Source organism: Collinsella sp. CLA-ER-H2, assembly GCF_040092405.1.
Lineage (GTDB): Bacteria > Actinomycetota > Coriobacteriia > Coriobacteriales > Coriobacteriaceae > Collinsella.
This window is the reverse complement of the sequence record NZ_JBBNLO010000015.1, coordinates 1-26,262: the sequence shown is the minus strand read 5'-3', so window position 1 is coordinate 26,262 and position 26,262 is coordinate 1. Positions and strand designations below refer to the sequence as shown.

Annotated in this window: 22 protein-coding genes; 12 read left to right on the top strand and 10 right to left on the bottom strand. The window is 60.3% G+C overall.

What is annotated here, in order from left to right; genetic code table 11:
• Nucleotides 1–343: 343 nt before the first annotated feature.
• From AAAX59_RS05725 to AAAX59_RS05685, 9 genes are all read left to right on the top strand, one after another.
• Nucleotides 344–640 (top strand): hypothetical protein, encoded by a 297-nt coding sequence (locus AAAX59_RS05725; protein WP_349071067.1) that lies wholly within the window; start codon nt 344–346, stop codon nt 638–640.
• The gene (locus AAAX59_RS05720) at nt 637–1,146 is read left to right on the top strand and encodes a hypothetical protein (protein WP_349071066.1); all 510 of its coding nucleotides are present in this window, start codon (nt 637–639) and stop codon (nt 1,144–1,146) included. The genes AAAX59_RS05725 and AAAX59_RS05720 overlap by 4 nt, the downstream gene beginning before the upstream one ends.
• 90 nt (nt 1,147–1,236) lie before the next feature.
• Entirely contained in the window at nt 1,237–1,836 is a 600-nt protein-coding gene (locus AAAX59_RS05715) for a hypothetical protein (RefSeq protein ID WP_161160416.1), read from the top strand.
• A 49-nt stretch (nt 1,837–1,885) separates the two neighbouring features.
• Complete coding sequence (locus AAAX59_RS05710) at nt 1,886–2,101, top strand: hypothetical protein (RefSeq protein WP_138111941.1); 216 nt, start codon at nt 1,886–1,888, stop codon at nt 2,099–2,101.
• Nucleotides 2,102–2,119: 18 nt separating this feature from the next.
• Nucleotides 2,120–3,550, top strand: coding sequence for a hypothetical protein (locus AAAX59_RS05705; RefSeq protein WP_349071065.1), 1,431 nt, complete (start codon nt 2,120–2,122; stop codon nt 3,548–3,550).
• A gap of 49 nt (nt 3,551–3,599) precedes the next feature.
• Nucleotides 3,600–4,385, top strand: coding sequence for a DUF554 domain-containing protein (locus tag AAAX59_RS05700; RefSeq protein WP_239057625.1), 786 nt, complete (start codon nt 3,600–3,602; stop codon nt 4,383–4,385).
• An 87-nt stretch (nt 4,386–4,472) separates the two neighbouring features.
• A complete protein-coding gene (locus AAAX59_RS05695; protein ID WP_349071063.1) occupies nt 4,473–6,233 on the top strand; it encodes a TerB N-terminal domain-containing protein in 1,761 nt (586 codons plus the stop codon).
• Nucleotides 6,226–7,530, top strand: a complete 1,305-nt coding sequence (locus tag AAAX59_RS05690) for an ATP-binding protein (protein WP_349071062.1) — start codon at nt 6,226–6,228, stop codon at nt 7,528–7,530. The genes AAAX59_RS05695 and AAAX59_RS05690 overlap by 8 nt, the downstream gene beginning before the upstream one ends.
• A gap of 116 nt (nt 7,531–7,646) precedes the next feature.
• Nucleotides 7,647–10,091, top strand: a complete 2,445-nt coding sequence (locus tag AAAX59_RS05685) for a DEAD/DEAH box helicase (protein WP_349071061.1) — start codon at nt 7,647–7,649, stop codon at nt 10,089–10,091.
• A 26-nt stretch (nt 10,092–10,117) separates the two neighbouring features.
• Here the strand turns inward: AAAX59_RS05685 and AAAX59_RS05680 are convergent, their stop codons facing one another.
• The 4 genes from AAAX59_RS05680 to AAAX59_RS05665 all read right to left on the bottom strand — a co-directional run bounded on the left by AAAX59_RS05680 (nt 10,118) and on the right by AAAX59_RS05665 (nt 14,624).
• The gene (locus tag AAAX59_RS05680; RefSeq protein WP_349071060.1) at nt 10,118–10,996 is read right to left on the bottom strand and encodes a fused MFS/spermidine synthase; all 879 of its coding nucleotides are present in this window, start codon (nt 10,994–10,996) and stop codon (nt 10,118–10,120) included.
• A complete protein-coding gene (locus AAAX59_RS05675) occupies nt 10,997–12,904 on the bottom strand; it encodes a tRNA uridine(34) 5-carboxymethylaminomethyl modification radical SAM/GNAT enzyme Elp3 (RefSeq protein ID WP_349071059.1) in 1,908 nt (635 codons plus the stop codon).
• A gap of 98 nt (nt 12,905–13,002) precedes the next feature.
• Complete coding sequence (locus AAAX59_RS05670; protein ID WP_349071058.1) at nt 13,003–13,905, bottom strand: DUF4097 family beta strand repeat-containing protein; 903 nt, start codon at nt 13,903–13,905, stop codon at nt 13,003–13,005.
• The gene (locus tag AAAX59_RS05665) at nt 13,902–14,624 is read right to left on the bottom strand and encodes a helix-turn-helix transcriptional regulator (RefSeq protein ID WP_349071057.1); all 723 of its coding nucleotides are present in this window, start codon (nt 14,622–14,624) and stop codon (nt 13,902–13,904) included. Before AAAX59_RS05665 ends, AAAX59_RS05670 begins: the two co-directional genes overlap by 4 nt.
• A 267-nt stretch (nt 14,625–14,891) precedes the next feature.
• On the opposite strand from AAAX59_RS05665, the gene AAAX59_RS05660 reads away from it, so the two are divergent.
• From AAAX59_RS05660 to AAAX59_RS05650, 3 genes are all read left to right on the top strand, one after another.
• The gene (locus tag AAAX59_RS05660; protein WP_349071056.1) at nt 14,892–15,764 is read left to right on the top strand and encodes a class I SAM-dependent methyltransferase; all 873 of its coding nucleotides are present in this window, start codon (nt 14,892–14,894) and stop codon (nt 15,762–15,764) included.
• 118 nt (nt 15,765–15,882) lie between these two features.
• Nucleotides 15,883–16,722, top strand: a complete 840-nt coding sequence (locus tag AAAX59_RS05655; protein WP_349071055.1) for a methyltransferase — start codon at nt 15,883–15,885, stop codon at nt 16,720–16,722.
• Nucleotides 16,723–16,820: 98 nt separating this feature from the next.
• Nucleotides 16,821–19,502 (top strand): DUF3516 domain-containing protein, encoded by a 2,682-nt coding sequence (locus tag AAAX59_RS05650; RefSeq protein ID WP_349071054.1) that lies wholly within the window; start codon nt 16,821–16,823, stop codon nt 19,500–19,502.
• Between the two features lie 80 nt (nt 19,503–19,582).
• Here AAAX59_RS05650 and AAAX59_RS05645 read toward each other — a convergent pair whose 3' ends face one another.
• From AAAX59_RS05645 to AAAX59_RS05620, 6 genes are all read right to left on the bottom strand, one after another.
• Nucleotides 19,583–21,340 carry a DUF2130 domain-containing protein gene (locus AAAX59_RS05645; protein ID WP_349071053.1) on the bottom strand — a complete coding sequence of 586 codons (1,758 nt, stop codon included), beginning with the start codon at nt 21,338–21,340 and terminating at the stop codon, nt 19,583–19,585.
• 139 nt (nt 21,341–21,479) lie between these two features.
• On the bottom strand, nt 21,480–22,244 hold the full coding sequence (locus AAAX59_RS05640) for a ChbG/HpnK family deacetylase (protein WP_117799923.1): 765 nt from the start codon (nt 22,242–22,244) through the stop codon (nt 21,480–21,482).
• 77 nt (nt 22,245–22,321) lie between these two features.
• Nucleotides 22,322–23,770: a PTS transporter subunit EIIC gene (locus tag AAAX59_RS05635; protein WP_349071052.1), complete on the bottom strand. Its 1,449-nt coding sequence runs from the start codon at nt 23,768–23,770 to the stop codon at nt 22,322–22,324.
• Between the two features lie 340 nt (nt 23,771–24,110).
• Complete coding sequence (locus AAAX59_RS05630; protein ID WP_158548887.1) at nt 24,111–24,947, bottom strand: PRD domain-containing protein; 837 nt, start codon at nt 24,945–24,947, stop codon at nt 24,111–24,113.
• A 73-nt stretch (nt 24,948–25,020) separates the two neighbouring features.
• Nucleotides 25,021–25,566 carry a metallophosphoesterase gene (locus AAAX59_RS05625; protein ID WP_349071051.1) on the bottom strand — a complete coding sequence of 182 codons (546 nt, stop codon included), beginning with the start codon at nt 25,564–25,566 and terminating at the stop codon, nt 25,021–25,023.
• A 66-nt stretch (nt 25,567–25,632) separates the two neighbouring features.
• Nucleotides 25,633–25,812: a hypothetical protein gene (locus tag AAAX59_RS05620; RefSeq protein WP_117563521.1), complete on the bottom strand. Its 180-nt coding sequence runs from the start codon at nt 25,810–25,812 to the stop codon at nt 25,633–25,635.
• Nucleotides 25,813–26,262 lie beyond the last annotated feature (450 nt).

Sequence of the window (26,262 nt, the reverse complement as noted above, 5' to 3'; positions counted from 1 at the left end):
AACTCCCCCTTTAGCTAACTACAGTGTTTGCAGGGAGATGTTACCGCATCGTTTCGTCGACGTGTTCGAGACCGTCTCCATAATTGGCGATTTTTACGTTCGTGCAATTCGGCGAGCGGCTTGATTTCCTCGGCAGACGATGCTTTTGACACATATGGCCCCGCCGTCGCCGACCGCGCGATTGTCGCTTGAAAAAAGTTGGAGTATTTTTTGCCGCCTTTTACCTGCGGAGACACCAATCCGTCAAGCATTTGGTCAGCAATTGGTCAAGTAGTGGCTGATACCGTCGGCATCGACAGCCAAAACCGACAGAAGTTTTGGCCCCAGAAGCAGGGAGGTTCCCATGGCATATTACTGGCCCCAGTACGGCATCGCCATCGAAGTCGACGACGATCCCCATCTCCTACCTTTCGACGAAGAGGCATTCCCCGATACGACGGTCTACCACGTTACCACCGATGTGGTCTGCGACCCCGAGTCGTTCTCGGCGCTCGCCCACCGCATCGCGCATATCCACGACATCGAGCTCCCTCCCGACTTCGACGAGCTTGTCTACTCACGCCGCCTGATGCTTCACATGCTCTTTGGAGCGAACCCGTCCACCTTTGCGCGCATCTATACCGCCAAGGATGCCGCATGAGCGCGAAGAAGCCACCCCACTTTGCAGGCCCGGGTCGTCGCAAGAAGCTCATCGTTGCCTGCTTGGCCATCGTCTGTGCCCTTGTCGCCGTAGGACTATACGCTTGGCAGTCGCAGCCCGTACCCGAGGCGGGCGCTTCGGTTACGACGGCCGAGGGCAAAACGCGTCAGGAAATCCAAGATGAGCTCGACGCCATCGTCCGCGACAACATGATGACGATTTCGGTCGCACCGGTCGCTCAGCTGCAGGAGGACGGCAAGCTGCGCGTCAACGTGCAAAACGTCCAAGACAATAAATTTCCCCAGCGATTCCGCGTCATCCAAAACGACGAGACCATGCACGAATCCGGTGTGGTCGAGACCGGCAAGACAATCGAAACGTGCCCCGCCGGCGACATCAAAGAAGGCGAGGCGTACATCGAGATCCAGGCACTCGATGCCAAGACCCTCGACAGCCACGGCAATCCGACACGTGTCAAGGTGCGGGTTGAGCAAGCCGAGAACTAGCTTTTCCGGCCGACGCGGCACCGCACGCAATTCACCAGCATTCGTCCAATCATCGCGGGGACGGCCCGCGGCGAATAGAAAGGAACGACCATGGACATCACCAGGAACATGAACGGAGCCAGAGCGCTCGCCGTGGGCGCAGGGCTCGCGCTCGCGCTCGCAATGGGCGCCGCCCCGACGCCAGCTATGGCAGCCGGGCGCGTTGGAACCACGAAGGTAATGGTCAGGACCGAGATCGACAACGTTGAGTTCAAAGTTCCGACGGTTATTCCCTTCGTCGCCAAGGCCGACGGCACGCTTCAGGGCCCCTCAGAAGACGCGACCACCATCGACAATCATTCGGCCTACGGCATCCATGTCACCAACATGAAGATCGACGCCATGAACACCTGGACCATTGCCGCCGACGCCAAGGCCGGAACCGCGCAGAACTCCATCGACTTTAAGGTCGGCCCCGACGGCGCGCTCCAGAACGCCAGCGCCGCAATGCAGGGAACGGGCCTCGATCTTTCCAAGAATGCAGCCTTCGACATGGGCTACCAGGGCATTGCCGGTGGCACGGACAAAATTAAGCTCAAGACAAGCGGAAACGTCGCCCGCGTCACGCGCGACATCTTCCGCGTAACCGGCGAAGGCGATCAGGTTGCAACGATCACCTGGACGGTCGAGCCCGGTGCGCACACGGCATAAGGCCGTCGCCCTGGCCGCCGCCGTCAGCATCCTAGCGTTTGGGCCAGCCATGGCCTTTGCCCAGCAAGAACAGGCGCAGGCCGCCACGCAAGTGACGGTCGACCTCTCGGAGCTCGACCGCAGCGACCGCGAGGAACCGTTGGCGCAGACAGGCGACAAACGATGGCTCTTGGCAGCAGGCGCCGCAGCAGCAGGCGCGGGAACCGCCGGCCTCGGTCTGCACATCAAACACAGCCAGAAACAAAACATGAACAGGCCGCACTAAATTAGCTAAGGAGACCCCATGGCATCGAAGAACCTTTTGCCCGTCGTCGCACTCTGCGGCGCGCTCGCAACCGGAACGCCTGTCGCCGCTTGGGCGACTCCTGTCATGGCAGACTCCTTACCAGCGGCCCTAAGCTCCGCACCAAATCCGTCGAGCGCCATTGCGTGCAAGCGTTTTTCGATCGCACAGGCCGCAATCTCAACCTCGGGATGCCTTCGTCGTAATACGGACGGCTCGATAGTCGTGGATATCAATCGTTCGAACAAGGCAAACGGCTCCCAGGCGGGGTGCGCCGTCTGCACGTGGCGCTCGGTTGTGCTCGATGCAGATGGCGATCCATGCAATTTAGAGCTGCGCATCGACATCGCTTCGGTCGATGACTCGGCGAACGGAGCGAAGGTCGCCTTCGACGGTACGTTTTTTGAGAAAGGAGGCGGTATATGTCTGGGCTGCGCCGCCGCGAATGCAGACGACACGCAGCCCACCCTCTCATTCACGGCATCGTTGCGGCTGACCAAAGCCGGTACCGATGCCATCGCGGCGGGAGAAGCGTCCCTGCTGTTCTACGCCGTCAGTACCAAAGACACAGACGCTCATTTCGAGAAGCCAGCCGGATCACTCAGCCTTACACGAGGGATAGAGGCAGGCCCTATTGAAATCGATGCCCGCGCGCAAAGCAGGCAACGCATTCTTGCCGACCCGGCGCCTCTCGAAATGGAGTGGAACGGATCCGGAGCCATCGGAATTCTCCCCTCCGCGTTTGACGCCAAGACGCTCCCCCCAAACGACGAACCCATCAACGCAACCATACAAGAAGAGAGCGCGGACAAAGAAGCAGGTGCGGGCGACACGCCGTCGCCGACAAACAGCGTCCCAGCTTCTTTCGAAGCGCCGAATGAGCCCGCTGCCGATCCAAACGATCCCGAGTTCGCGGACAGTCTGGGGCTTGCTGATCCTCAAGAGATCGATGAAGGTAACTGCTGCGTGCTTGCCGCGCTCGACCACACGGAGGTCATCGACGCTGCGAACATCGAAGTTGCCGCCGCCAATCAGCCCGTCCGCAAGTCGGCTATCATCGCATTTCCTGAATCCATCGAAGTCGTCTTTTTGCCATCGGGCGAGGTCGTGGCCCCAACACTGCTCACCTTGTTGGGCGCCAAGCATACTCGAAACGAAATTAAAAAGGTCACGGTTGTCGACCCTGCAACCACCGCCAAGCTGCGTCTATACGCCGTTGCTCCAGACGGAGGCAAGACCTTGGAATTCGATGGTGACACACTCCTAGCCTGGCGACGTCTGGACATTATGCAAGACGTCTCGTATCAGATCGAACTCGAAGGGTTTGATCGTGCCCGCGATGCCAATATCATCGCCGCGGCTATTGAATCCCCGCAGCGGCTTATGACACTGCGCTTTGAATACTATCCCTATGTCCCGACAACCACCTGAGGCTTAAATGCTGCACATCATTCCTAACACCACTTATATAACGTATTAGATGAGTCGCGATGTGCCTCGCATTTCGTTCTGCTACGATTGCCACGTTGGCATCAATACAGGAGGGCTCATGCCGGGCTTGGGAACAATCATCAACGTTGTGCTTTTAGTTGCGGGCGGTCTTTTGGGATTAGCGGGCGGCCGCTTCATCACACCGCGCATCCAAGACACGCTCATGAAAGCATCGGGGCTGTGCGTCCTGTTTATCGGCCTTGGCGGCACCATGCAAAAGATGCTCCTTATCGATGGGAAGGCGCTAGCGACCACCGGCACCACCATGCTCATCGTCTCATTTGCGCTCGGTTCGCTCATCGGCGAGGCCGTCAACTTGGAAGCCGCCATCGAGAACCTTGGCGAATGGCTCAAGCGCAAGACCGGCAGTGAGGGCGATAACGAGTTCACCAACGCTTTTGTCTCGACTTCACTCACCGTGTGTATCGGCGCCATGGCAATTGTGGGATCGATCCAGGACGGCCTGCTCGGCGACTGGTCAACGCTTGCCCTCAAGGGCGCACTGGACTGCATCATCGTCTGCACCATGACGGCGTCGCTCGGACGCGGCTGCATCTTCTCGGCCCTGCCCGTAGCCGTGTTCCAGGGGACGATCACGTTGTTTGCCGGCGCGCTCTCCCCCATCATGACCACAGCAGCCCTCAACAGCCTTTCGCTCGTAGGCTCCATGCTCATCTTCTGCGTCGGCGTCAACCTCATCCGTCCTCAGACCTTCCGCACGGCCAATATGCTCCCCTCCGTCGTCATCGCCGTCATCTACGCCCTCCTGTTCTAAATCTATCAACGCAGCGGTATCTCGAACACCTGTTTGATGCTGTGCTATGATATGAGGTCACCGTAGCTGCGTTCGAGAGGAGGAGCGGTGGCCGACCAGGACATCAAGATGCTCATCGAGCGCATTATGGCCGAGGCCCGGACCCATCAGTCTGCCCGCTTCTCACATGAAGTCTACGCAGACGAGCCGATTCTCAAAACCGGCCGACAGATGCAGAATTTCCTCCCCGACCAGTACCGTAAAATGCGCGAGATATCGCGCTGGCAGGATGACCCCAAGGGCGGTGCGGGCCGCTGGCTTTCGGAAGCCGAGCTTTTTTACCGCCAGGGCCTGCTGATGGCCGACTTTGAGGACGACTGTCCCTACAACGGCACCTTTAAGTCGTACTTTCCCACCTACAACGCCATGAGCGACCGGCAGCTGCGCGGCTACTTTACCTGGCGTGCCCAAGTGCGCCGCGGAACCGTCGAGGAAACGTCTACGTCCTTTGCCTTTCTGTATCTCTATGAGCTGATTTGCGGCATTGGCGTAGATGACCCACTCGACGGTTTTAACAAGATCAAGGCCTTTTGGGATGTCTATCGCGCCTTCGAGCCCGGCATTGATCGGTTTGCACGCGTGTGGTTGCAGGATTACGCCGTATTCCATGGGCTCGACCCCAAGCTGCTCCGCGACTCTAAAACCGTCATGTTCGATAACGCCCTTATCGAGCTGCGGCGCGCGGCACGAGACCTTGTACCGGCACCGGCACCGTCCGACCAGACCCCCAAACGTCGCAAAACCTCCGAGCCCACGCTCCCCCTTCCGCCCGATGAGGTGCGCGAGGAGCGACTCATGGCCGCCATCAACGCCCTCTCCACGTACAACCTAAGTAACTCGCGGCTTGACCGCAGCCACCACCGCGATCTGCGCCACGTGGCATGCGCCGTGTATGTCCGCATGGCTCGCTACTATGACACGCACCGAAAGACCGGCATCGTAGCGAGCTTGTTTGGGGAGGAGACGGCCATGCCCTACACCATGTTTGCCTCGGCCGTATTCTTTGCGCCCGAGCGCCACGAGGACTGCGAATACCGCCTGGATCCCATCCACATCTACCGTTGCCAAAACGGCTTTTGGGAATGCATGCGTATCCATGGTAGTAGGCAAAAGAGCAAAAAGCTCGGTGAAATGATGCGCGCCTGCGACCAACGCTTGCGCCTGGCGCTGGACCCCGCCCATCCCCTTAAGGAAGAAAAGGTCCCCAAATATCTGGCCAAAATTATCGATGACGAGATTGTGGCATGGCTTTCGTGGGACGCCGTACACCAGCCCGTCAAGATCGATATCGATCTGAGTCAGCTGGGGCACATTCGGAGCGCCGCTGCGCAAACGCGCGAAGCGCTTTTGATCGACGAAGAGCGCGAGGACGATGTGCCCACAGAGGTCGATACGGCGGAATCCGAGCAACCGGAAGCCAAGCCTGCGACCGACGTGATGGCCGAGCCGATCGCGGCGCCTACGGAGCGCAACAAAGCCGACGAGCCAACCATTTCCACCGAACAGTTTGGCGTCGTGGCACCGCTCCTCGCACCGACGCCAGCGGTCGTATCGACTGCACCCGCTGGCACCGCAACCGAACTCGCGCCCGCCGCAGATGCCTTCCTTCGCGCGCTGCTCGAGCACAACGCAGTACAGGCGGAATCGGCGGTAGTGCAATCGGGGCAGAGCGAGGACATGCTCGTCGACAGCATCAACGAGGCGCTCTTTGACCTGGTGGGAGACACCGTTATCGAATTCGGCGCGGCAGGACCGCAAATTATCGAGGATTACGAAGCAGACGTGAGAGGATACCTAGACTATGAGTGATATCGCATCCGCAGCACCCCGCGTGCCCAAGCGCGTCGCCGCCGTCATTCTCAACTCACTCAAGGGCGGCGTGGTCCCGCGCATCGGCCTTCCCTACATCACCGTAGGGCGCGAGGTCGAGATCCGCGCCCTGCTCACCGATCTGAGTCTCATCGCCGACGGTGGCGCGAGCTTCCGCTTTCTGGTCGGTCGTTACGGCGCCGGCAAGAGCTTTTTGCTCCAGACCATCCGCACGCACGCCATGGGCGAGGGATTCGTCGTCGCTGATGCCGACCTGTCGCCCGAGCGCCGCCTGCAAGGCGGTCAGGGGCGGGGCCTTGCCACCTACCGCGAGCTCATCCGCAACATATCGACCAAGACGCGCCCCGAGGGCGGTGCGCTCAACCTTATTCTGGATCGCTGGGTCGCCTCGTGTGCCGACGTCGACGAGTCAGTCGTCAATACCCAACTGGCCCCGCTCGAGGAGATGGTCCACGGCTTTGACTTCACCCGCATGCTCCGCCGCTATCGCACGGCCGTATCCGAGGGCGACGAAGAGGCCATGAGCCGCGTGACCAAATGGATCCGCGGCGAATACCGCACCAAGAGCGAGGCACGCGCTGAGCTGGGCTCCTCGACCATCATCAGCGATGACGACTGGTACGACTACGTTAAGCTCATTGCACGCTTTTTGGTCTGCAGCGGATACAAGGGCATGCTGGTGCTCATCGACGAACTCGTAAACCTGTACAAGATTCCCAACGCCATCACGCGCCAGTACAACTACGAGAAAATCCTCACCATGTACAACGACACGCTCCAGGGCAAGGCGCAGTACTTGGGCATGATCATGGGCGGCACGCCGACCTCCATCGAGGACCGCCGCCGCGGCGTATTCTCCTACGAGGCTCTGCGCAGCCGGCTCGCTCAGGGTCGCTTTGCACGCGAGGACCTTAAGGACATGCTCGCGCCCATCATCCGCTTGCAGCCGCTCACCTACGAGGAGCTACTGGTGCTGATCGAAAAACTCATGCAAATTCACGCCGGCTACTTTGGCTGGACGCCCACGCTTACCGAGAACGACTTGGTGGACTTCCTCAAGATTGAGTTTGGCCGCGTGGGAGCCGATACGCACTTGACACCGCGTGAGGTCATCCGTGACTTTATCGAGCTGCTCGATATCCTGTGTCAGAACCCCGATGCAAATGTGGCCGAGCTGCTGCAAAGCGTCGGCGGCGACGCGCTGGTGCCAGCAGCCGCAACAGGCGACACCGGCACCGCAGACGGCGACCGCAACTTCGCCGAATTCACCATCTAACCTGCCAAAAAGGGACAGGTTTATTTTGGCTGGTTTTATCTGGGCAAACGTTGAGGCGGTAATGCAGCAAACCCTTGGCCACCGCGTTAAGAGGTTCGTATTTGAGAGGAGGCCCCGTGAACGCCTTTGACCGATATGCTCCGTTTATCCAAGACTTCATCTACTCCCACGATTGGGAGAGTCTGCGCTCTATCCAGGTTGCAGCGGCAGACGCCATCTTTAACACGCAAGACAATGTGCTCCTGACGGCATCCACGGCTTCCGGCAAAACCGAGGCAGCCTTCTTTCCCATCCTGACCGAGTTTTGGGAGAACCCGCCCGCGAGCGTGGGCGCCCTCTACATCGGCCCCCTCAAGGCGCTCATCAATGATCAGTTCGTCCGTCTCAACGACCTCTGCGAAGAGGCCGATATCCCTGTCTGGCACTGGCATGGCGATGTCTCGCAGTCGCACAAGGCTAAGCTCATCAAAAAACCGAGCGGCATCTTGCAGATTACACCCGAGTCGCTCGAGGCGCTCCTGATCCATAAGCACATGGCGATCCCGCGCATGTTTTGCGACCTGCGCTACGTGGTCATCGATGAGGTCCACTCGCTCATGCGCGGCGACCGTGGCGGGCAGACGCTCTGCCTTATCGAGCGGCTCTCGCGCATGGCCGGCGTGCAGCCTCGACGCATTGGCCTTTCGGCCACCATCGGCGACCCCGAGCGCACGGGCGCTTTTCTCTCACAGGGAACGGGGCGCAACTGCGTTATCCCCCGCTTTGAAGAACCGCGTCGCGTGTGGCGCATCTCCATGGAGCACTTCTACAACTCGGGCCCCCAGGCACAGCAGCGGGAATTCGAGAGCATGGGTCCTCAAGAGGCCGAAGTGCTTGCGTGCGAGCGCATCGAGGCGGCGGCACCCCCGGCACTGCCCGCCGGCGCCCAAGACATGCGTCACAGCGGACAGCTCACACAAGAGGAACGCCGTCAACATCGTGAGCGGACACGGGGCAAGGCCACACCCAAGGACCGTCGCACTTCCTCGGCCCCCGAGGGCGAAGTCGACATCCCGCAGGCAACCGAACAGGCACTGCTCAACCCCACCGACACCGCACCCGACAACGCCGACCCCGGCATGGGCTACATCTTTGAGCATACCCGCGGCCGCAAGTGCCTGGTCTTTGCCAACTCGCGCGAGGAGGCAGAGGCCGTGTGCTCCATGTTGCGCAGCTACTGCGAGAGCCGGCACGAGCCAGACCGCTTTCTCATCCACCACGGCAACCTTTCGGCATCGCTGCGCGAGACGGCCGAGGAGCTCATGCGCGACGAAGAGCAGGCGCAGACGACCGTCACCACCTCCACGCTGGAGCTCGGCATTGATATCGGTCGCCTGGAGCGCGCGTTCCAGATTGACGCGCCGTTTACCGTCAGCTCCTTTTTGCAGCGCATGGGGCGCACAGGCCGTCGCGACCTTCCGCCCGAGATGTGGTTTGTCATGCGCGAGGAAGAACCCGAGCCGCGCACGATGATGCCCGAAACGATACCCTGGAAGCTCCTGCAGGGCATCGCACTCGTACAACTCTATCGCGAGGAAAAGTGGGTCGAGCCGCCCGAGCTCGATCGACTCCCCTACAGCCTGCTCTACCACCAGACCATGTCGACGCTCGCCAGCACCGGCGAGCTCACGCCGGCCGAGCTTGCTCAGCGCGTGCTCACGCTCAGCTATTTCCACCGCGTCTCGGCCGATGACTATCGCGTACTGCTGCGCCACCTCATCAAGATCGACCACATCCAGGTCACCGAGGGCGGTGGGCTCATCGTGGGTCTCGCGGGCGAGCGCATCATTAACAACTTTAAGTTCTACGCTGTGTTCCAGGAAAACGAGGAGTTCACCGTTCGCAGTGAGTCGGCCGAGTTGGGCACGATCATCAATCCGCCACCGCCCGGTGAGCGCATCGCCATAGCCGGGCACTGCTGGATAGTCGAGGAAGTGGACTGGAAGCGACACACCGTCTTTGCCACGCAAGTCAAAGGTCGTGTGCCGGCATACTTTGGCGACTGCCCCGGCGACATTAACACGCATGTACTCGAGCGCATGCGCAAGGCGCTCAACGAGCACGCGGCATATCCGTACCTCATGGGCAACGCACGGGCACGCCTTGCACAGGCTCGTCATACCGCCGAGATTTCGGGTGCGGGGACCAAACCGCTCATCAACCTGGGTGGCGACACCTGGGTGCTCTTCCCCTGGTTGGGCAGCTACGCCTTTCTGGCGCTCGAACGTATGCTCAAGATTAAGTGTGCCGCGGAGCTGGGCCTTCGCGGGCTCGATCCGTCGCGTCCATACTTTATGCAGTTTAAGATGAAGGCCGACGAGGAGACGTTCTTTGAGGTGCTCGCAGCCGAGGCCGAAAAGGACTTCGACCCCATCGAGCTCGTCTATCCCGGCGAGGTACCTTATTTTGATCGCTACGACGAGTACGTTCCCGAGGAGCTCGTGCGCAAAGGCTTCGCCGAAGGCGTGCTCGACATCGAGGGCATGAAGCAGCGCGTCCTCAGCTGGCGCGACCACGCCTAAGACCAGTCTTTTTGGGACGGAAAGACTTACTTGTCGTGAAGGACGGTGCCGAGGAAGTCGGTGTCGAAGGGCACAGCTTCGGCAAAGGCGTAGTCGCCGTCGCTGGCGATAAGCAGGTAGTTCTCCTCGCCGCCGAACTCCGCATCGCCACATGGGACCACCCAAGCATGGTCGAACACCTCAAGCGCCGTGGCGGCACAGTCGCGCAGGAACGCCACATCGCTCCCCTCGTTTGCACTCACGATATTGGCAACGTAGACGCCACCGACATTTAGGCTGCCCCGCACCAAACGCAACGCCTCAACCGTCGCCAGCTCGCGTACGGGCTCGGCACCGCCAAAGCAATCGCTCACGACCACGTCGTAGCGACGATGGCCCACACTCGTCACGCCCAGATATGAGCGAGCCTCAGCGGTAATCACCCGCAAGCGGTCGCCCACCGCGCGCTCCAGCTCGTCCAGGTAGAACCAACGGCGCGCCAGGCGCGTAATCTCGGCATCGTACTCAATGACGTCCATGCGCAAGCTCTCGTGCGACATCAGCGCGAACTTGGGATAGGCAAACCCACCGCCGCCCAGCATAAGCGTACGGTCGATACCGTGACCATAAGCGTCACGCATTGCGTCCTCGGCCTCAAACACATCGTCAAATGCACGATAATACGCAAAGACGGGCTCTGCCCAACGATCGCCAACATAGCTTGCGCTTTGGTAGACGCCGCCCTGCACGAGCACGCGAATCTCATCGCCGCCCTCATCGTGCACGCGTTTCACGCGCGCCAACCCATTGCGGGCTCGCGCAACCTGCAGACAGGCAGCACGAACAGCGACAGCGGCCGCACCAAGCGCCGCGGCTCCCAGAGCAACGCCGGCAACGACGCCGGCAGAAACACTCGGCTTGTTCATCTAGAGCTCCTTTTGCAGATAAAGGCCATGGTCATAAAATCCAAGATGGCGATAGTACTCGCGTGTGCCAATCGCGCTAATCACGTTGATGCGCGCATAGCCCGCATCTCGGGCAATCTCGCACGCACGCTCTACGAGCAAACGCCCCAACCCGTGATGCTGCGCCGCCTGGCCTTGATCCCCCACGCGCGCCGCCATGCCATACACGTGTACCTCGCGAATCATCGCCTCGTCCGGCGTCGTCGGCAACTCGTCCGCATGCGCGGCAACAAACGAATGGTCGGGCAGCGACAACCGCAAAAAGCCCGCGATCTTGCCCCGCGGCGTCACCCACTGCAAAAAGCGCTCGTAAGTCACCGGCGTCTCGTACGCCACTTCCTCATCAAGAGATAGCTCATCCAAGTCGGCACCCGCCGTGCTGATCTCGCGGTAACGGATCTCGCGCACCGTCGCACCGTCACCCCGAGCAGCCAGGCGGTTCTCAACGAGCTGACGCAGGTTAGGCTTCTTGTTGCCCACCATGATGTCGTCGGAGCTAAAGTCGCGGATCATGCGACTGATACGGCAGAACGCCGGCGTCACCACGATGTCGTTGGCCAACACATCGAGCAGCTCGTCCTCGGTATAGGGACGCCACTCGCCGCGCTCATAGCAGCCCACCAGACGCGAACCCTCAATGAGCGCACACGGGTAGACCTTGACCTCGTCGGGCATAAAGGCCCCCTCGGTCATAAAGCGCTCGTAGTCGCGCTTGTCCCCCTCGGGTGTGGCGCCCAGTAAGTTGAGCATAAAATGCGCATGGATCTTAAAGCCAAACAGGCGCGCAAGCGAAAACGCCTGCTCGATCTGAGCCACCGAAATGCGGCGCTCGTTGATATCGAGCAGGTGCTGGTCGAGGCTCTGGATGCCCATCTGAATCTTGGTGCAACCCAGGCGGCGGATGAGCTTGAGGGCCTGCGGCGTTACAGCATCGGGGCGCGTCTCGATAACGAGCCCCACCACGCGATGCTTCGCCGTCTCGTTGACGCGCTGCTGACGCTCAAGCTCATCCATCGTGGCGGTCTGCCACTCGGCAACCTCGCCCCACGGCGTACCGGGTCCGTACAGACGACGCACCGCGCGGTTATAGCCGCCCACGGCAACATCCACACGCTCCTGCTCGTCGGCAACGCCGGCAGCAAGCTCAGCCTCGTCTGTCGCAATGCCGGCAGCCCGATAGCGCTCGCGGCGCTCTGTTACCACCGGCGGCAGGGCATCGGCGGGAGCGTCATCGAGCAGGCGCCCTGCCTCGGCACGGCTGATGCCCGGACGCGCCAACATGGGGTTTGCCGCCACGCCGGCGACGGCATCGTCATTGAGCGCCCGGAAAAGCTCCGACATAAACCATGTCTGATACCCTTGCGGATAGTCGCTCCAGGTACCGCCGAGCACGATGAGCTCTATCTTGTCGGTCGCATGCCCCATCTGCGAAAGCGCCGTCAAACGGGCACTCACCTGCAGATACGGGTCAAAGCAATTTTGCTCCGCACGGGCGCACGCCGGCTCGGCGTGCAGGTAGCTTTTGGGCATGCGCAGATCGTTGGGACAAAACAGGCAATCGCCCGAGCATGGCCAGGGCTTGGTGATAACGGTAATGGTCGCCACGCCCGAAGCCGTGCGACGAGGCTTCATACGCAGCACCTGCAGCAGTCGACGTTCCAGCTCGGCATCGACATTCCACCCAGCCCAACGAGCCGGCTCCTCACGTTTTACCCGCTGGTAGAACGGCAGCAGACGGCGCTTGGCCAAATCGCGTTTGTCGGCACCCTCACGGCGCGCCTCGGCATGTATCAGTTTGACGAGCGCTTTGTCGTCCACGGTCTCGCCGCGACGCAGAGCCTCGAGTATGTTCAAGATAATCTGTTCCATGACCCCATTGTAAAGGCAAAGGTGCCGGAGCCCGTCACGGCTCCGGCGCCTCCATCAAACAGCGCAGCTATGGTATATAAGTCTTCGATAACCGCCCGTCACTCTGAATCAAATGACATGTCGCCCGAACCGACCTCAAAACGATACGTAGCAGACTTATCGCCGTTATCGAATTCAAGATTCAAAATGGTCTCGCCGTCGTAGCCAAGCGGAAGGAAATCGCTCTCGAAGTCGCCGCTGCCCAAGGTAAGGCTTGCCTTAAAGCCCGTCGAGTTCGGAACCATCATCTCCACATCGCCCGAGCCCACACTCACGTCCATCGACTTCGCGGGGGCCTGGTAGAGCTCGAACGTCACATCGCCCGAACCGACCTCAGCACTGAGCGCATCAGTCACGCTGCCCGCAAACTCTACATCTCCCGCACCCAGGAAAAGGTCGAAACCATCACAGGTGACACCGGCAATCTGCAGATCACCCGAGCCCACGTGCGCGTTGACTCCCTTCAGATGTTCGGCAACACGGCGCGGCAGCTCGACCGTAACTGAGCGATCGATTGCCTTACCGTCATCACTTCCAAACTGGGAAACCTTGAGCGTCGAGTCCTCGACGGATGCGATGTTCTGCGTCGCGGCCTTGGAGGCATCCATACCATTGGCAACGCGTCCCCGCTCGATAACGCGAGCCTTGTTACCATCAACAACCTTGACGTCCACCGTAGCCGCATCGATATCGAAATCGAGGTAGCGAAACTCATCGGCATCAAAGGTCGTACACGAAAGCTGCTGAGGCCGAGCGGAATAGTTACCGCCATCGTTCATAAAATCGTCGTCATCAACCACATCGTCCATACCGGACAAGCCGGGTATAACATCGTCGAGATCCCACGGGCCATCAAAATGAATCAAAGTCCGCGAAACGCCAAAAACAAGCCCGATAATCAGTACAAACGCTCCGATGCCGACGCCCAGGCGCAGCTTGGATTCATGCGAAAGCTTCATCATTCGTCACCCTCTTTGGCACATGGCTCAGCGGTGGCCGCGGTAGCCACACCAGCATCAGGTTCCGCAGAAGTATCCTTCCCCTGGGCCTTGATCGCCACCGACGCCGGACCAACCTGAATATCCCCGCGCGCCCAATCACCATCGAGCGCACGCGCCACCCAGCGATAGATGGGAATCGTGAAGAAGATCAGCGCGGCAAAGGGACCGGCACCAAACAGGAACATCAGTAAAAAGAACAGCAGCCAGCACACGGCCCAATACGGGAACGACTGGAACGGACCCTTCACCGGAGTCGGGCCGGCCGCGCCACCGCCCGTCACCTGCGCCGTCGCCGCATTGGCGGCCTGTGCACTCCAGCTTGCCGCTTGCGCCGCCTTGGCCGCAGCATCACTCGCCTGCGTTGCCGCCTCGGTAGCGCGTGCCGCCGCCTCGTGGGTACGGGCACGCTCCGCCGCCTCGGCCTCGCGCTGACGGGCGCGGTCCTCGTTCTCAAACTCGATATCGTCCTCGATCTCATCGCTCGGATTGAGCAGCTCATCCAGACTCACACCATAGAGCTTGGCGAGCGAAATCAGGTTCTCGGTATCGGGCGAGCTCTCCGCGCGTTCCCATTTACTGACCGCTTGGCGTGACAGTCCCAGCTTTCGCGCCAATCCTTCTTGGCTAAAGCCCTTGCTGCGGCGAAGGTCGGCGAGCCGCTGAGCAGTTTCTACATTCATGGTTCCTCCTATGCGATGCCAGCCGTGCCGCCGGACCGTTTTTGTTCTTAAGGCGCCTTGCACAGTTAAAAATCTATCCGCCACCGCCAAAATCATGCCACCTATTCTAGTGAGATTTTTGACAACCGGCGGTTGCGGGCACATATGAGCTGCGGAAATGTGTCCAAACAAAGCAATGACCCACAGCTCGGTTGTCCCCGTTGCGGCGTTAACGGTAGTATGGTCGTACTGTTTATTCCGCACCGCCATCGGAGGGAGTTCCGCGCCGTGAACCGCGATTTCGCATCATCGCTCATCCAGCTCAACAATACGTTCTATCGCGAGCACTCCGCTTCCTTTTCCGATACGCGCCAAGCCCCGTGGCCCGGCTGGGTGCGCACCATGGACATCGCGCTCGAGCAGCTCGATGTGGCCACGATCGAGCATCCCGTCCGCGTCTTCGACCTTGCCTGCGGCAATATGCGATTCGAGAACTTTGCCGCCGGCGGGGCACTTGCCGCCAAGGGCGTCGACGGCGCAAACCCCTCGGCAGATGCCAGCTGCCCGTTTGAGTTCTATGGTGTCGACTCGTGCCAAGATTTGGCAATAGACGCCCACGGCCACGCCCTGCGCATTCCCAACCTGCACTTCCAGGAACTCGATGCGCTCGACGCCCTCATGAAGCTCAACCCCGCCGAGACGCCCGATGTGCTTTTCGATGCCCCGCTCGCCGATATCTCGGTCTGCTTTGGCTTTATGCACCACGTGCCGTCGTGCGAGTACCGCGTACGCGTGCTCGACGCCCTGGTACGCCAGACGCGCCCGGGCGGCATCATCGGCATCAGCTTTTGGGAGTTTATGAACGACGAGCGCATGGCGCGCAAGGCCGTTCGAGCCGAAGCCCGCGCCGAGCTCACCCCGCCGTTTGAGGGCTACGATTCCGCGCAGTTTGAAGCCGGCGACCACCTCATTGGCTGGCAAAACGACCGTCACGCCTACCGTTATTGCCATCACTTTGATGATCAGCAGATCACCGACCTGGTGCGCGGCGTCCGTACGTTCTACAAGAGCGGCGAGGTCCCCGTGCGCGAGCTTGAGCGTTTCCATGCCGACGGTCGCAGCGGCGAGCTCAACCGCTATGTGATTCTCAAGCGCCTGTAGGTATCGGCGACTCGCCGCCGAGCCGCACCGCATCTTTCGGGCAAACCATGCCCACCCTTTTTCAACCCATTGACGGAACGTGCAGCTATACGTTCCATACTTATAACCAAGGAGCCTCATGGGAGCCGTCCACGTTCGCACGCCTAAGAACTTTGTGCTCGAGGAGCGCCTGGAGCGCTACGCCGATGCGATTGAGACGAACCCCGAGGCCTATGCCGGAGATTGGCGCGAGGCTTGCGCGCCAGTTGGCTGCAAGCCCTTCGAACACCTTCACCTGGATCTTGGCTGTGGCAAGGGAACGTACCTTGTAGAGCGCGCGGCCCACGAGCCAAACACCCTCTTTATCGGTATGGACCAGGAGCCCATCTGCATCGCCTATGCCGCACAGAAAATCTGCGAGCAGGAGCTGTCCAACGCACTCGTCCTGCCCCGAGGCGCCGCATCGCTGCCGCAGCTGTTTGCCGCAGGCGAGCTCGATGCCATTACCATTAACTTTCCCACGCCGCAGCCCAAGGCCAAGTACGCCAAAAAACGACTCGTCCATGTCGACCATCTAATGCTCTATCGCCCGCTCTTTGCAGCCGACGCCACCGTCACGCTGCGCACCGACAGCAAGCCATTGCGCGATTACGCCCTGGGACAGTTTGCCGCGGCAGGCTACGACACGCTTTGGGTAAGTGGCGACGTCCGCCGCGACCATCCCGAGCATCCCGAGACCGAATATGAATGCCGCACGCGCGAGATGGGTGCCGTCGTCTATGGCATTTGCGCCACGCCCGGAGCGCAGCCAACCGACGAACAGCTCACAGTAGGCCGCGCGCAGGAGCAAAGCCTTGCCTGCTACCTGCCCGATAACCTCGATGAGCTCACCTATGTACCTCTGGGCATGGAAGAAGCCGTCGAGAACTTTAGAAACCGCGCCCGCAAAGGCAAGAAGCGCCTGCCGCAAGAGCACTAACTTCACGCGCCCATTTCCTGCATTTTCTCGCGCGCTGGCGCCCCGCGGCGCCGCTACGCCATAATAGTTGGCGGACAATCGCGAGAGAAAGCAACCACATGGCACAGACCACGACAGATACCGCCGCCAGCACCGTCTCCGGCGTCGGCGCCGCCAGCTCATTCTCGGGCGGCACGGGAACCGAAGCCGAGTTTGGCTCGCTCGGTGCGCTCTCCCCCACCTGGTGGGAGCCCGAGGATGGTAGCGAGCCCGAACCATGGCTCACGCCTGATCAGGCTTTCGAACGCTTCTTTGAATGGACGAGCGACCGTGGCATTGGACTGTGGGATCACCAAGAAGAGGCCCTCATGGACCTGGCTGCCGGCGATCACGTCATTTTGGGAACACCGACCGGATCGGGTAAATCGCTCGTCGCGCTGGGCATGCTCTTTATGGGCATGGCGCAGGGCAAGCGCTGCTATTACACGGCTCCTATCAAGGCTCTGGTCAGCGAGAAGTTCTTCGACCTGGTACAGGTACTCGGCCGCGATAACGTCGGCATGATCACCGGCGACACGCATATCAACACCAAGGCACCCGTCATCTGCTGCACGGCCGAAATCCTTGCCAACGATGCGCTCCGCGAGGGCGAGGACGCCGACGTGGGCTGCGTGGCCATGGACGAGTTCCACTACTTTGCCGACCCCGACCGCGGCTGGGCCTGGCAGGTGCCGCTGCTCACCCTGCCCCATACGCAGTTTATGCTCATGAGTGCCACGCTCGGCGATGTCACTGCCATCGCCACCTCACTCGAGGAGCACACCGGCGCTGCTTGCGACTTGGTTGTCGACGCCCCGCGTCCTGTTCCGCTGAGCTACGACTATGTGACGACCTCCCTCGAGGGCACGGTCGAGCTCGCGATGCGTCGCGGCGAGGCCCCGCTCTACATCGTGCACTTTAGCCAGGATGCCGCACTTGCGACGGCGCAATCCCTCGCCAACTTTGGCATTGCCAGCAAGGAGCAGCGCGAGGCCATCAAGGAAGCGGCCAAGGGCACGAGCTTCTCGACGGCCTTCGGCAAGATCCTCAAGCGCCTGCTCGGCTGCGGCGTCGGCGTGCACCATGCTGGCATGTTGCCGCGCTACCGCCTGCTGGTCGAGCGCTTGGCGCAGCAGGGCCTGCTACCCGTCATCTGCGGCACCGATACGCTCGGCGTCGGTATCAACGTGCCCATCCACACCGTGGTGCTCACCGCGCTCACCAAGTTCGATGGCTACAAGATGCGTCGTCTGCGCGCCCGCGAGTTCCATCAGATTGCCGGTCGTGCCGGCCGCTCGGGCTTCGATACCGAGGGCATGGTCATCGCCGAGGCACCCGAGCACGAGATCGAGAATGCCAAGCTTATGGCCAAGGCGGGCGACGACCCCAAAAAGCTCCGCAAGATTAAAAAGAAGAAGGCCCCCGAGGGCTTTGTCACCTGGAACAAGCAGACGTTCGAGCGCCTGATCGAGACGCAGCCCGAGACACTCAAGCCGCGCCTGCGCATCACGCACTCCATGGTGATTAGCGTGGTCGAGCAGGGTGGCGATGCCCGAGCCCGCGTACACGACCTCATCGAGACGAGCCTGCAGACCCCCGAGGAAAAGGCTAAGCTCGAGGTTCGTGCCGACGAGATCTTCGCCACGCTCATCGATTCCGGCGTCGTCGTGCGCACCGAGGTGCCGCCCGCACCCGACGCTCCGGCTGACGCCGCGCCGGACATCGACTACGCACTGACGGTCGACCTGCCCGAGGACTTTGCGCTCGACCAGCCGCTCTCGCCGTTTTTGCTTGCCGCGTTGGAGCTGCTCGATCCCGAGAGCGAGACCTATACCATGGACCTAATCTCGATGGTCGAGGCAACGCTCGAGGATCCCAAGCAGGTGCTGCGCGCTCAGGAGCGCGCAGCACGCGACCGCGCGATGGCCGAAATGAAGGCTGACGGCGTCGAATATGAGGAACGCCTGGAGCGCATCCAGGATGTCACCTACGAAAAACCGCTCGAGGACTTGCTCGACGCCGCCTTCGACAAGTACTGCCAGGAAGTGCCCTGGGCAAACGACTACCAGCTCTCTCCCAAAAGCGTCCTGCGCGATATGCTGGAAAGCGCGAGCGATTTTAAGGGTTACATTCAAAAGCTCGGCATCGCCCGCTCCGAGGGCATTTTGCTGCGTTACCTGGCAGAGGCCTACCGTTCGCTCAACCGCACCGTGCCCATCGAGAAGCGCGACGAGCGTCTGCGCGACATTATCTCGTGGCTCGGCTTTGTGGTGCGCTCGGTGGACTCGAGCCTGGTGGACGAGTGGGAGAACGCCGGCAACCCGGCAGCCCTCGATGCTGCGCCGCCGCAGGACATCGACGAGGTCGTGGCGGACTGCCGCGGCTGCACGCTGTTGGTGCGCAACGCGCTCTTCCGCCGCGTGACCCTTGCCGCCCGCGAGCACGTTCGCGACCTGGGCGAGCTCGACGACGACTGGGGCATGAGCGAGATCCGCTGGCAAAAAGCACTCGACGCTTACCACGAGCAGCACGAGGAAATCCTCACCGACGGAGATGCCCGCAGCGCCGCGATGTTCTCCATCGACGAGTCCGACGAGAAGACCGCGCACGTATGGCACGTGCACCAGATCTTTGCCGACGAGGATGGCGACCACGATTTTGGCATCATGGGCGATGTCGATCTGGACGCCACGCAAGACGGCGGCGAGGTAATCTTCAAGAACTACCGTGTCGGCTTTATCGAGGACCTGCTCGAGGACTAGCCGGGCGCAATGGGACGAAACAAAGCGGGGTCGCTGGCAACATCGCCAGCGGCCCCGCTTTTTGCGCGATACGCTATCCCCTACTCGGCATCCTCGACCTCATACGAATCCGCCTCGGCTGGCTCATCGTTCGTCTCTGTCGCGGCCCCGCGCGCCTCGTCAAACGCTGCTTTCATGGTCTTGTTGCCCCACGTGAGCTTGCGAATGGTAAGATCGTCGGCTTTCTTGTTGGCAAGGCGCAGATTGTTCTCGGAGGACAGCAACGCCTCCTTGGTTTTCTGCAGATGGCTAATCGTCTTGTCGATTTCATCGATTGCCGTTTGGAACTTGCGGCTCGCGATCTCGTAGTTGCGGCCGAAATCGTTCTTGAACTTCTCCATCTTGGCTTCGAAGTTCGTGACATCGATATTCTGCTGCTTGTACTCCGCCAGCTCCTGCTTATAGCGAAGCGAACCCATGGCGGCATTGCGTAGCAGCGTAATGATGGGAATGAAGAACTGCGGGCGGATCACATACATCTTCTCGTAGCGATAGCTCACGTCCACGATTCCCGCGTTGTAAAGCTCGCTCTCGGGCTCGAGCAGCGTGCAGAGCACCGCGTACTCACAGCCTTTCTGGCGACGATCGTGATCGAGTTTCTTAAAGAAGTCCTCGTTTTTATGCTTGGTCGCGGTCTCGTCGTTCTCGTTTTTCATCTCGAACATAATCGAAATGACCTCGTTGCCGCTCGCGTCGCACTCACGGAAAATGAAGTCTCCCTTGGTGCCCTCGGATGCATCGTTATCTTTCTCGAAGTACGCATTGGGAAACGCCGTCATGCGCAGACGGTTAAACTCGGTCTCGCAGTGCTGCTCGAGCGACTCGCCCACCATCTTGGTGGACAGGCGAACCTTCATGTCCTTAAGGCGCTCAATCTCTTCATCCTTGTAGCGAATCAGGTCATCGCTCGCGCGCTTGGCCTGCGCAAGCTCGAGCTCGTGTGCCGCCTTGGCTTGCTCCTCGCGAGAATCGCGCACCGCCAGCTCGCTCGTCAGTTTGGCACGTGCCTCATCGCGCTCTCGCTCCGCCGCGGCGACCGCCTCTGACAGGTTCATTTTTGCCATCAGTTCCTGCTCGCGCAGCTGGGCACGCAGGCCCTCGGCCTCTTGCTCGGACTGAGCCTTTGCGGCGGAAAACTTCTCTTGCACCTTCGCGCGATAGTCAGTAAGCGCGCGCTCGGCCTCGCTGCGAGCGGCATCGAGCTCACGCTGCGACTCTGCCGCGGCAGCGGCAAGCGCCATCTCCTGGGCCTTGTCCGCCGCGGCGATCCTGGCCTGCAGCTCGGCAATCTGAGCGTCGCGCGCGGACAGGTCGTTTTGAGCAGCATTGCGTGCCGCCGCCTCGGCAAGCCTGGCTTCATCATCTTTGCGCTCCAACTGCGCACGTAAATTGTCGATCTCGCGCTGAAGCTCGGCATTCTCCTTCTGAGCGTCGGCGCGGGCTTCAACCGCCGCGCGCTGGCTTGCGCTCTCGCGCTCCGCGGCAGCGCCCTCGAGCTTGGCGTGCAGCTCGGCAAGCTCCGCATCGCGCTTGGCGAGTTCTTGCGCCAGCTGCTGGGCTGCAGCGTTCTTCTGCTCGACAAGCTGAGCGTCGCGCTGAGACTCCGCCTTTTGCAAAGCAGCCGTCGAGCGCGAGCGCTCAAGCTCCAGTGCCTGCTCGCCCTCGCGCTGGACCGCCTTCACGCGCTCATCCAGGTCGCGCGAGAACTCGGCATCGCGCACCTGCTTGACGATATCCGCATAACCGGACGCATCGACCTTAAAAACTTCGCCGCAATGCGGGCACTTGATCTCGTTCATGGCAGCTCCTCGATGGACGCATATTTCAACCGCCTACACTCTACCGCGCCGCACGGACAAAAAAGACGCCGCCGCCATAATGGCAACGGCGCCAGAACCACCACAAAGGCGACTGTCCCCTTTGTGGTGACTTGGGTCCTTACAGGTCGCGGTAGTCGATCAGGCGAAGATCAGGTTGAGACTCAAGCCAAGTGCGAAGCTCGGGGTCGATCAGCGCATCGACTTCCTTGGTGCGGTCGGTCGTGAGCGAGCTGTTCTCCAGGATAAAACGATCGAGATAGCCCGGATGGCACACAAAGACGACCGTCTCGCCGTCCACCATCTCGCGAACCGTCTGCATGATTACCTCTTTGGGCTCGTAGCCCGGCTCCATCGAGCGCATCACCATGCGCAGATCAGTATCTCCGCAATGCACCACAGCCGCGGGGTCGAAGCTCGCCTTTTGCTCCTTAAGGCCCAGCTCCTGAGCAACCGCCGAGATCGCTCGGTTAAGGTTTTTGCTCATGACGGCATGGGCCTCAAAGTAATCGGGCTCGCGGCCCACGATCTCGACAAAGCGGTCATGCTGCGCGCGGATCTCGATGCAGGCCTCGTCGAAGTCTATCAACTCCTCGCCGCGCTTAAAATGATCGCGGAAGGTACGGCTGCTATGGAACTCGCCGTTCTCGTTGAGCATGCTCGGAATGAGCGCCGGGTCGGCACACGGCTTGCCCAGGCACACGTTGGTATGCTGACCCACCGCAATGCCGACATCCGCCACGAGCGACCAGCCACGCTCGGCCTCGGGCATATTGGGCATAAGTCCCGCCGAGCGCACCAGGCCCTCATTGATACTGCGGGCAATCCCCAGGTTAACGGCATACGAATAACCGATATCGTCGGCACGAATGAGCAATTGCTTCATATTGACCCCCATCTACGGAAAGGGACACTTGAAGCGCAGCCAAGTGCCCCAGATAATTGTCCTACCGAACGGATGCTTTAGGCTTTGGCGGCAGCAGCGTCTTCGTCGAGCTGCTCCTTGGTAAAGCCAAAGAAGTAGGCGATGGCAGCGGCGGCAACAAATGCAGTGCCCGATGCAACGCAGCCCCATACGAGATTAGCAGTTCCGCCTGCAACATAACCTGTAATACCAAGGATATTAGTTGCGCCCAAAACATACGTGGTCACATTAGTGAGAGCCGCGATCAGGCCGCCGATAGCGCCGCCCGCGACCATGGCACCCAGGCAGCGAGTATACTTAAAGCCGCAGCCATACAGCGCGGGCTCCGTCACGCCACCGACAATGCCGGAGAGCGAGAAACCAAGCATAGCGCCCTTTTCGTCGACCTCCTTAAGGCGCAGGAAGGCACCGAAGGCCATGCCCCACGTGGCGAACTGAGCGATAGCACCCGCGACCATAACGCAGGAGTCAGACCCTGAGGTGAGCACCTGCACAATGCCGAGGGCAATCAGAACCTGGTGCATACCGGTCATAACCAGGAACTCCCAAAGCGCGGCAATGGCGACGAGGGAGAGGATCGTGACGATGCCGCCAGCGTTTCCGAGGCCGAACATAAAGTTGCCGACCAGGTCGCCCAGAATGGAACCAATCGGAGCTAGGGCGCACAGGGAAACGGGGGTCATCACAGCCATGGTGCACACGGGCACAAACACCGTGGAGAGCATGTCGGGGATGATCTTCTTCATGAACTTCTCGACGACCATCAGCACCGGCATAGACAGCAGCATGGGGAGCACGGTCGCAGAATAGTTGTTCAGCTGAGCCGGGAGCACGCCGTAAACCATCGTGGTCGTAGCACCAGAATCCGCAGCGGCGTTGACCAACGTCATGAACTCGGGGGCAATGAGCACGCCGCCGAGCATCATGCCGAGCGGCTGGCTGCAGCCGAGCTGCTTTGCGGCAGCCCAACCCAGATAAACAGGGAGGAAATAATAGCCTGCGTTGTAAATCCAGTTGTAGAAGAAGTTGTAGATGTCGGAATCAGCAGACCAGATACCGAGCATGCCGTCGCCGCAAAGTACGGCAAGTGTGCGGAACATGGCGGCGCCCATGATAATGGGGATCGTCATGCACATTGTCTTGGACAGGTAGTTAAGGGCCTTCTTGCCCGCAGTCTTGACCGTCAGTGGCTCCTTGGTGCCGTCATCGAGATTCTCGTCAATGGAGCCTTCGCCCTTAACGCCCAGCGAAATGGCGGCGTCATAGACCTTCGGCACGTTCTGGCCAATGATGACCTGATACTGGCCACCAGACCACTGTGCGCCCAGCACACCCTTGATCTTCTTTACTTCATCGTCATTGGGAACGGACTGATCCTTGAGGTTCAGACGCAGGCGGGTCATGCAGTGCGTTGCGTTCGTCACATTGGAGGCGCCGCCGACGGCAGCAAGCACGTCCTCGGCAATCTTCTTGTTATCGACAGCCATGTCGAATCCCTTCTCTTCCAACTAAAGGCCGTGGGACTTCACGGCGCCAAGACGCACGATTCCGCTCGCGCCTGCGCAGCGCGCGATATCAGTTGGCAAGAGATTGATTTGCATGTGATTCCCGGGTGGATCGACATGAAAAAAGCCCCGCGCACAACCGGCAGAGACCCAATTATGGTCTCGGCAGAATCGGTAGTGCCTCTCGGAGCTGCGCCGTGAGTAACACCCAACACACGGCGAGTATATGCGGCAGATGCGTTCGTTGCGGCTCAGATTACCGACGAACGGTAGCAAACGACCCGCGAACGGTCGCCATGACGGAAAGGAAATACCAGAGAGCCTATTTATCCGAGTGGACAGAAGCCACGCGATTCACATGCATGATCAGATAGACGAGCTCCTCTTGGGCCAATGGCTCGCCAAAGGTCTCTTGAATCAGATCGTCGACACGGTGAGCGCAACGCGATGCCGCCGGATACTGCTCCACGAGCACGTCGTAAAGACCGGAGTTCTCGGTATCGATCGGCTCTTTCTTTGCCACGCGGTCGAGCAGATAGCGCACATGAGTGGCAAAGCGGGCAAAGGCGAACGACGAGCGATCGACCGTCACACCCAACTCTTCTTGAATAATCGCGACCGTCATATCGAGCAGTCGCTCCTCGTGCTGCTCGGCAAGCACGCGCCGCTCGCTCGGCTTAACCGATGCGTTGACAATCGACATGGCAATGCCCGCGGCCTCGCTTCGGGGCATACGCACACGGAAGCTTTTCTGGATGCCGCGAACAGCCAGCTCGCCCAAGCGGTATTCGATGGGATGCAGCTGCTCCAGATCGCGCTCGAGCGGCAACGACACCACCATGTGTTCGCGGGCGCGCTTAATGGCAAACTGGATATGGTCCGCCAGTGTAATGGGGAGGTTAGGGCTCAATTCGTACGAAAGCTGTCCGGTTGCGATATCAGCCAGCTGAGCAGAAAACTCCAGCACCTCGGGGTCGACCTCATCAATAAACGCCAGGTACTTTGAATCAATGCCGTAAAAGGTACGCGTGATGACATCCAGGTCGACCTCATGCGGCATATCGCCAAAGCCGATACCACGACCCAGCGCGATAAGCTGACGCCCCGCGCCGTCTTCGCAGATGGCAGCGTTATGGTTAATGCGCTGGATAGCCCTCATGGATTCATCGCTCCTACTGAAACGCGCCGCACAGACCATCCGCGCGGCGCGTTCATTCTACCTGCACTTACAGCTACAGTCCAAAGAAGCCTAGGATTTGGTCACGGCTTACGGGCTTGTACTCGTTGGCATCGAGGCCGACATCATAGCGAAAGATGGGGCGCTCGCGATCGCGGTTGCGCGCGTTGGTGCGGTCTCCCCTGCTGTGGATATGCCCGTGCAACATGATGGCGCCACGCGCCTTGCCGTTCCAGCTGAGCATGGGGTAATGGCTCATTACCAGGCGATGGCCCTTCGCGTAACCGGGGGCGACCTCCAGATAATCGCGCACCTCATCCCAAATGTGCGGCGCGTCTGGATCTTCCCAGTCGCCGTCATGGTTACCGCGGATGAGCGTTACGTTCTGACATTCGATGCGCTCGCGCAGGCGCACCGCCTCCGCCAGGGGCAAACGATAGGTAAAGTCTCCCAAGATATAGAGGCGGTCGTCCACAGCCACGCACTCATTGATGGCATCGATGACCTTGCGGTTCATCTCCTCGACCGAATCAAACGGTCGATCCATGTCGTGCAAGATATTCGTATCGCCCAGGTGCAGGTCGGCGGTAAACCACATCATCGTCTCTGTCCTCATTTCGCAACGCGTATAAGACCTGTTTAGTATACAGACGCGGCGATGAGACAGTCACCCAAAGAGCCCGCCGAACAGACCTCGGCGACGCTTGTCCTGCTTTTTCGAAGCGTCATCCCGCGTCTTCTTGCCCTGCCGCTTCTTACGGTCCTGCTCCAACTCATCGTCATCGAGTAGCATATCCCACTCAAACGGATCGTCTGTCAGATCGAACAGGTCATCGTCATCAAACACGTGCGCCTCCATTACCGATTAGCGAGCATCCACAACGTAGTTGAGAAGTCTACGGGCCCGTGCGGACACAAATTCATCCTGTCTGCGTCTTTCAATCGTTTGCCGCAACGCTTGCGCAACGGAACGCTTGCAGATAAGATAGGAACACGGATGGCACCCGTGGCAGCGGGTCTTGCCAACTCCGATACACGTTTTCATCGTGAGAAATGGCCGTCTTCGCTTACGCGGGGGCGGCCACTTTGTAATATGAGAAAGCCATTGTCAATAGGCATGTTCGTTCGAGCCCGGTTTGAAACCGGGCTTTTTCGTTTCCCGTCGGGAGGGCCCGCGCACGCTGCATGGCTTAGTCGACGCTTGCCTGGCAAGCTAATATCCGCGGGCTCCTGCGGGTGCGCTTCCGGCGGTCAGCCCGGTATGTCCGCGCACCCCACCGCATTTCGATTCTCCGTC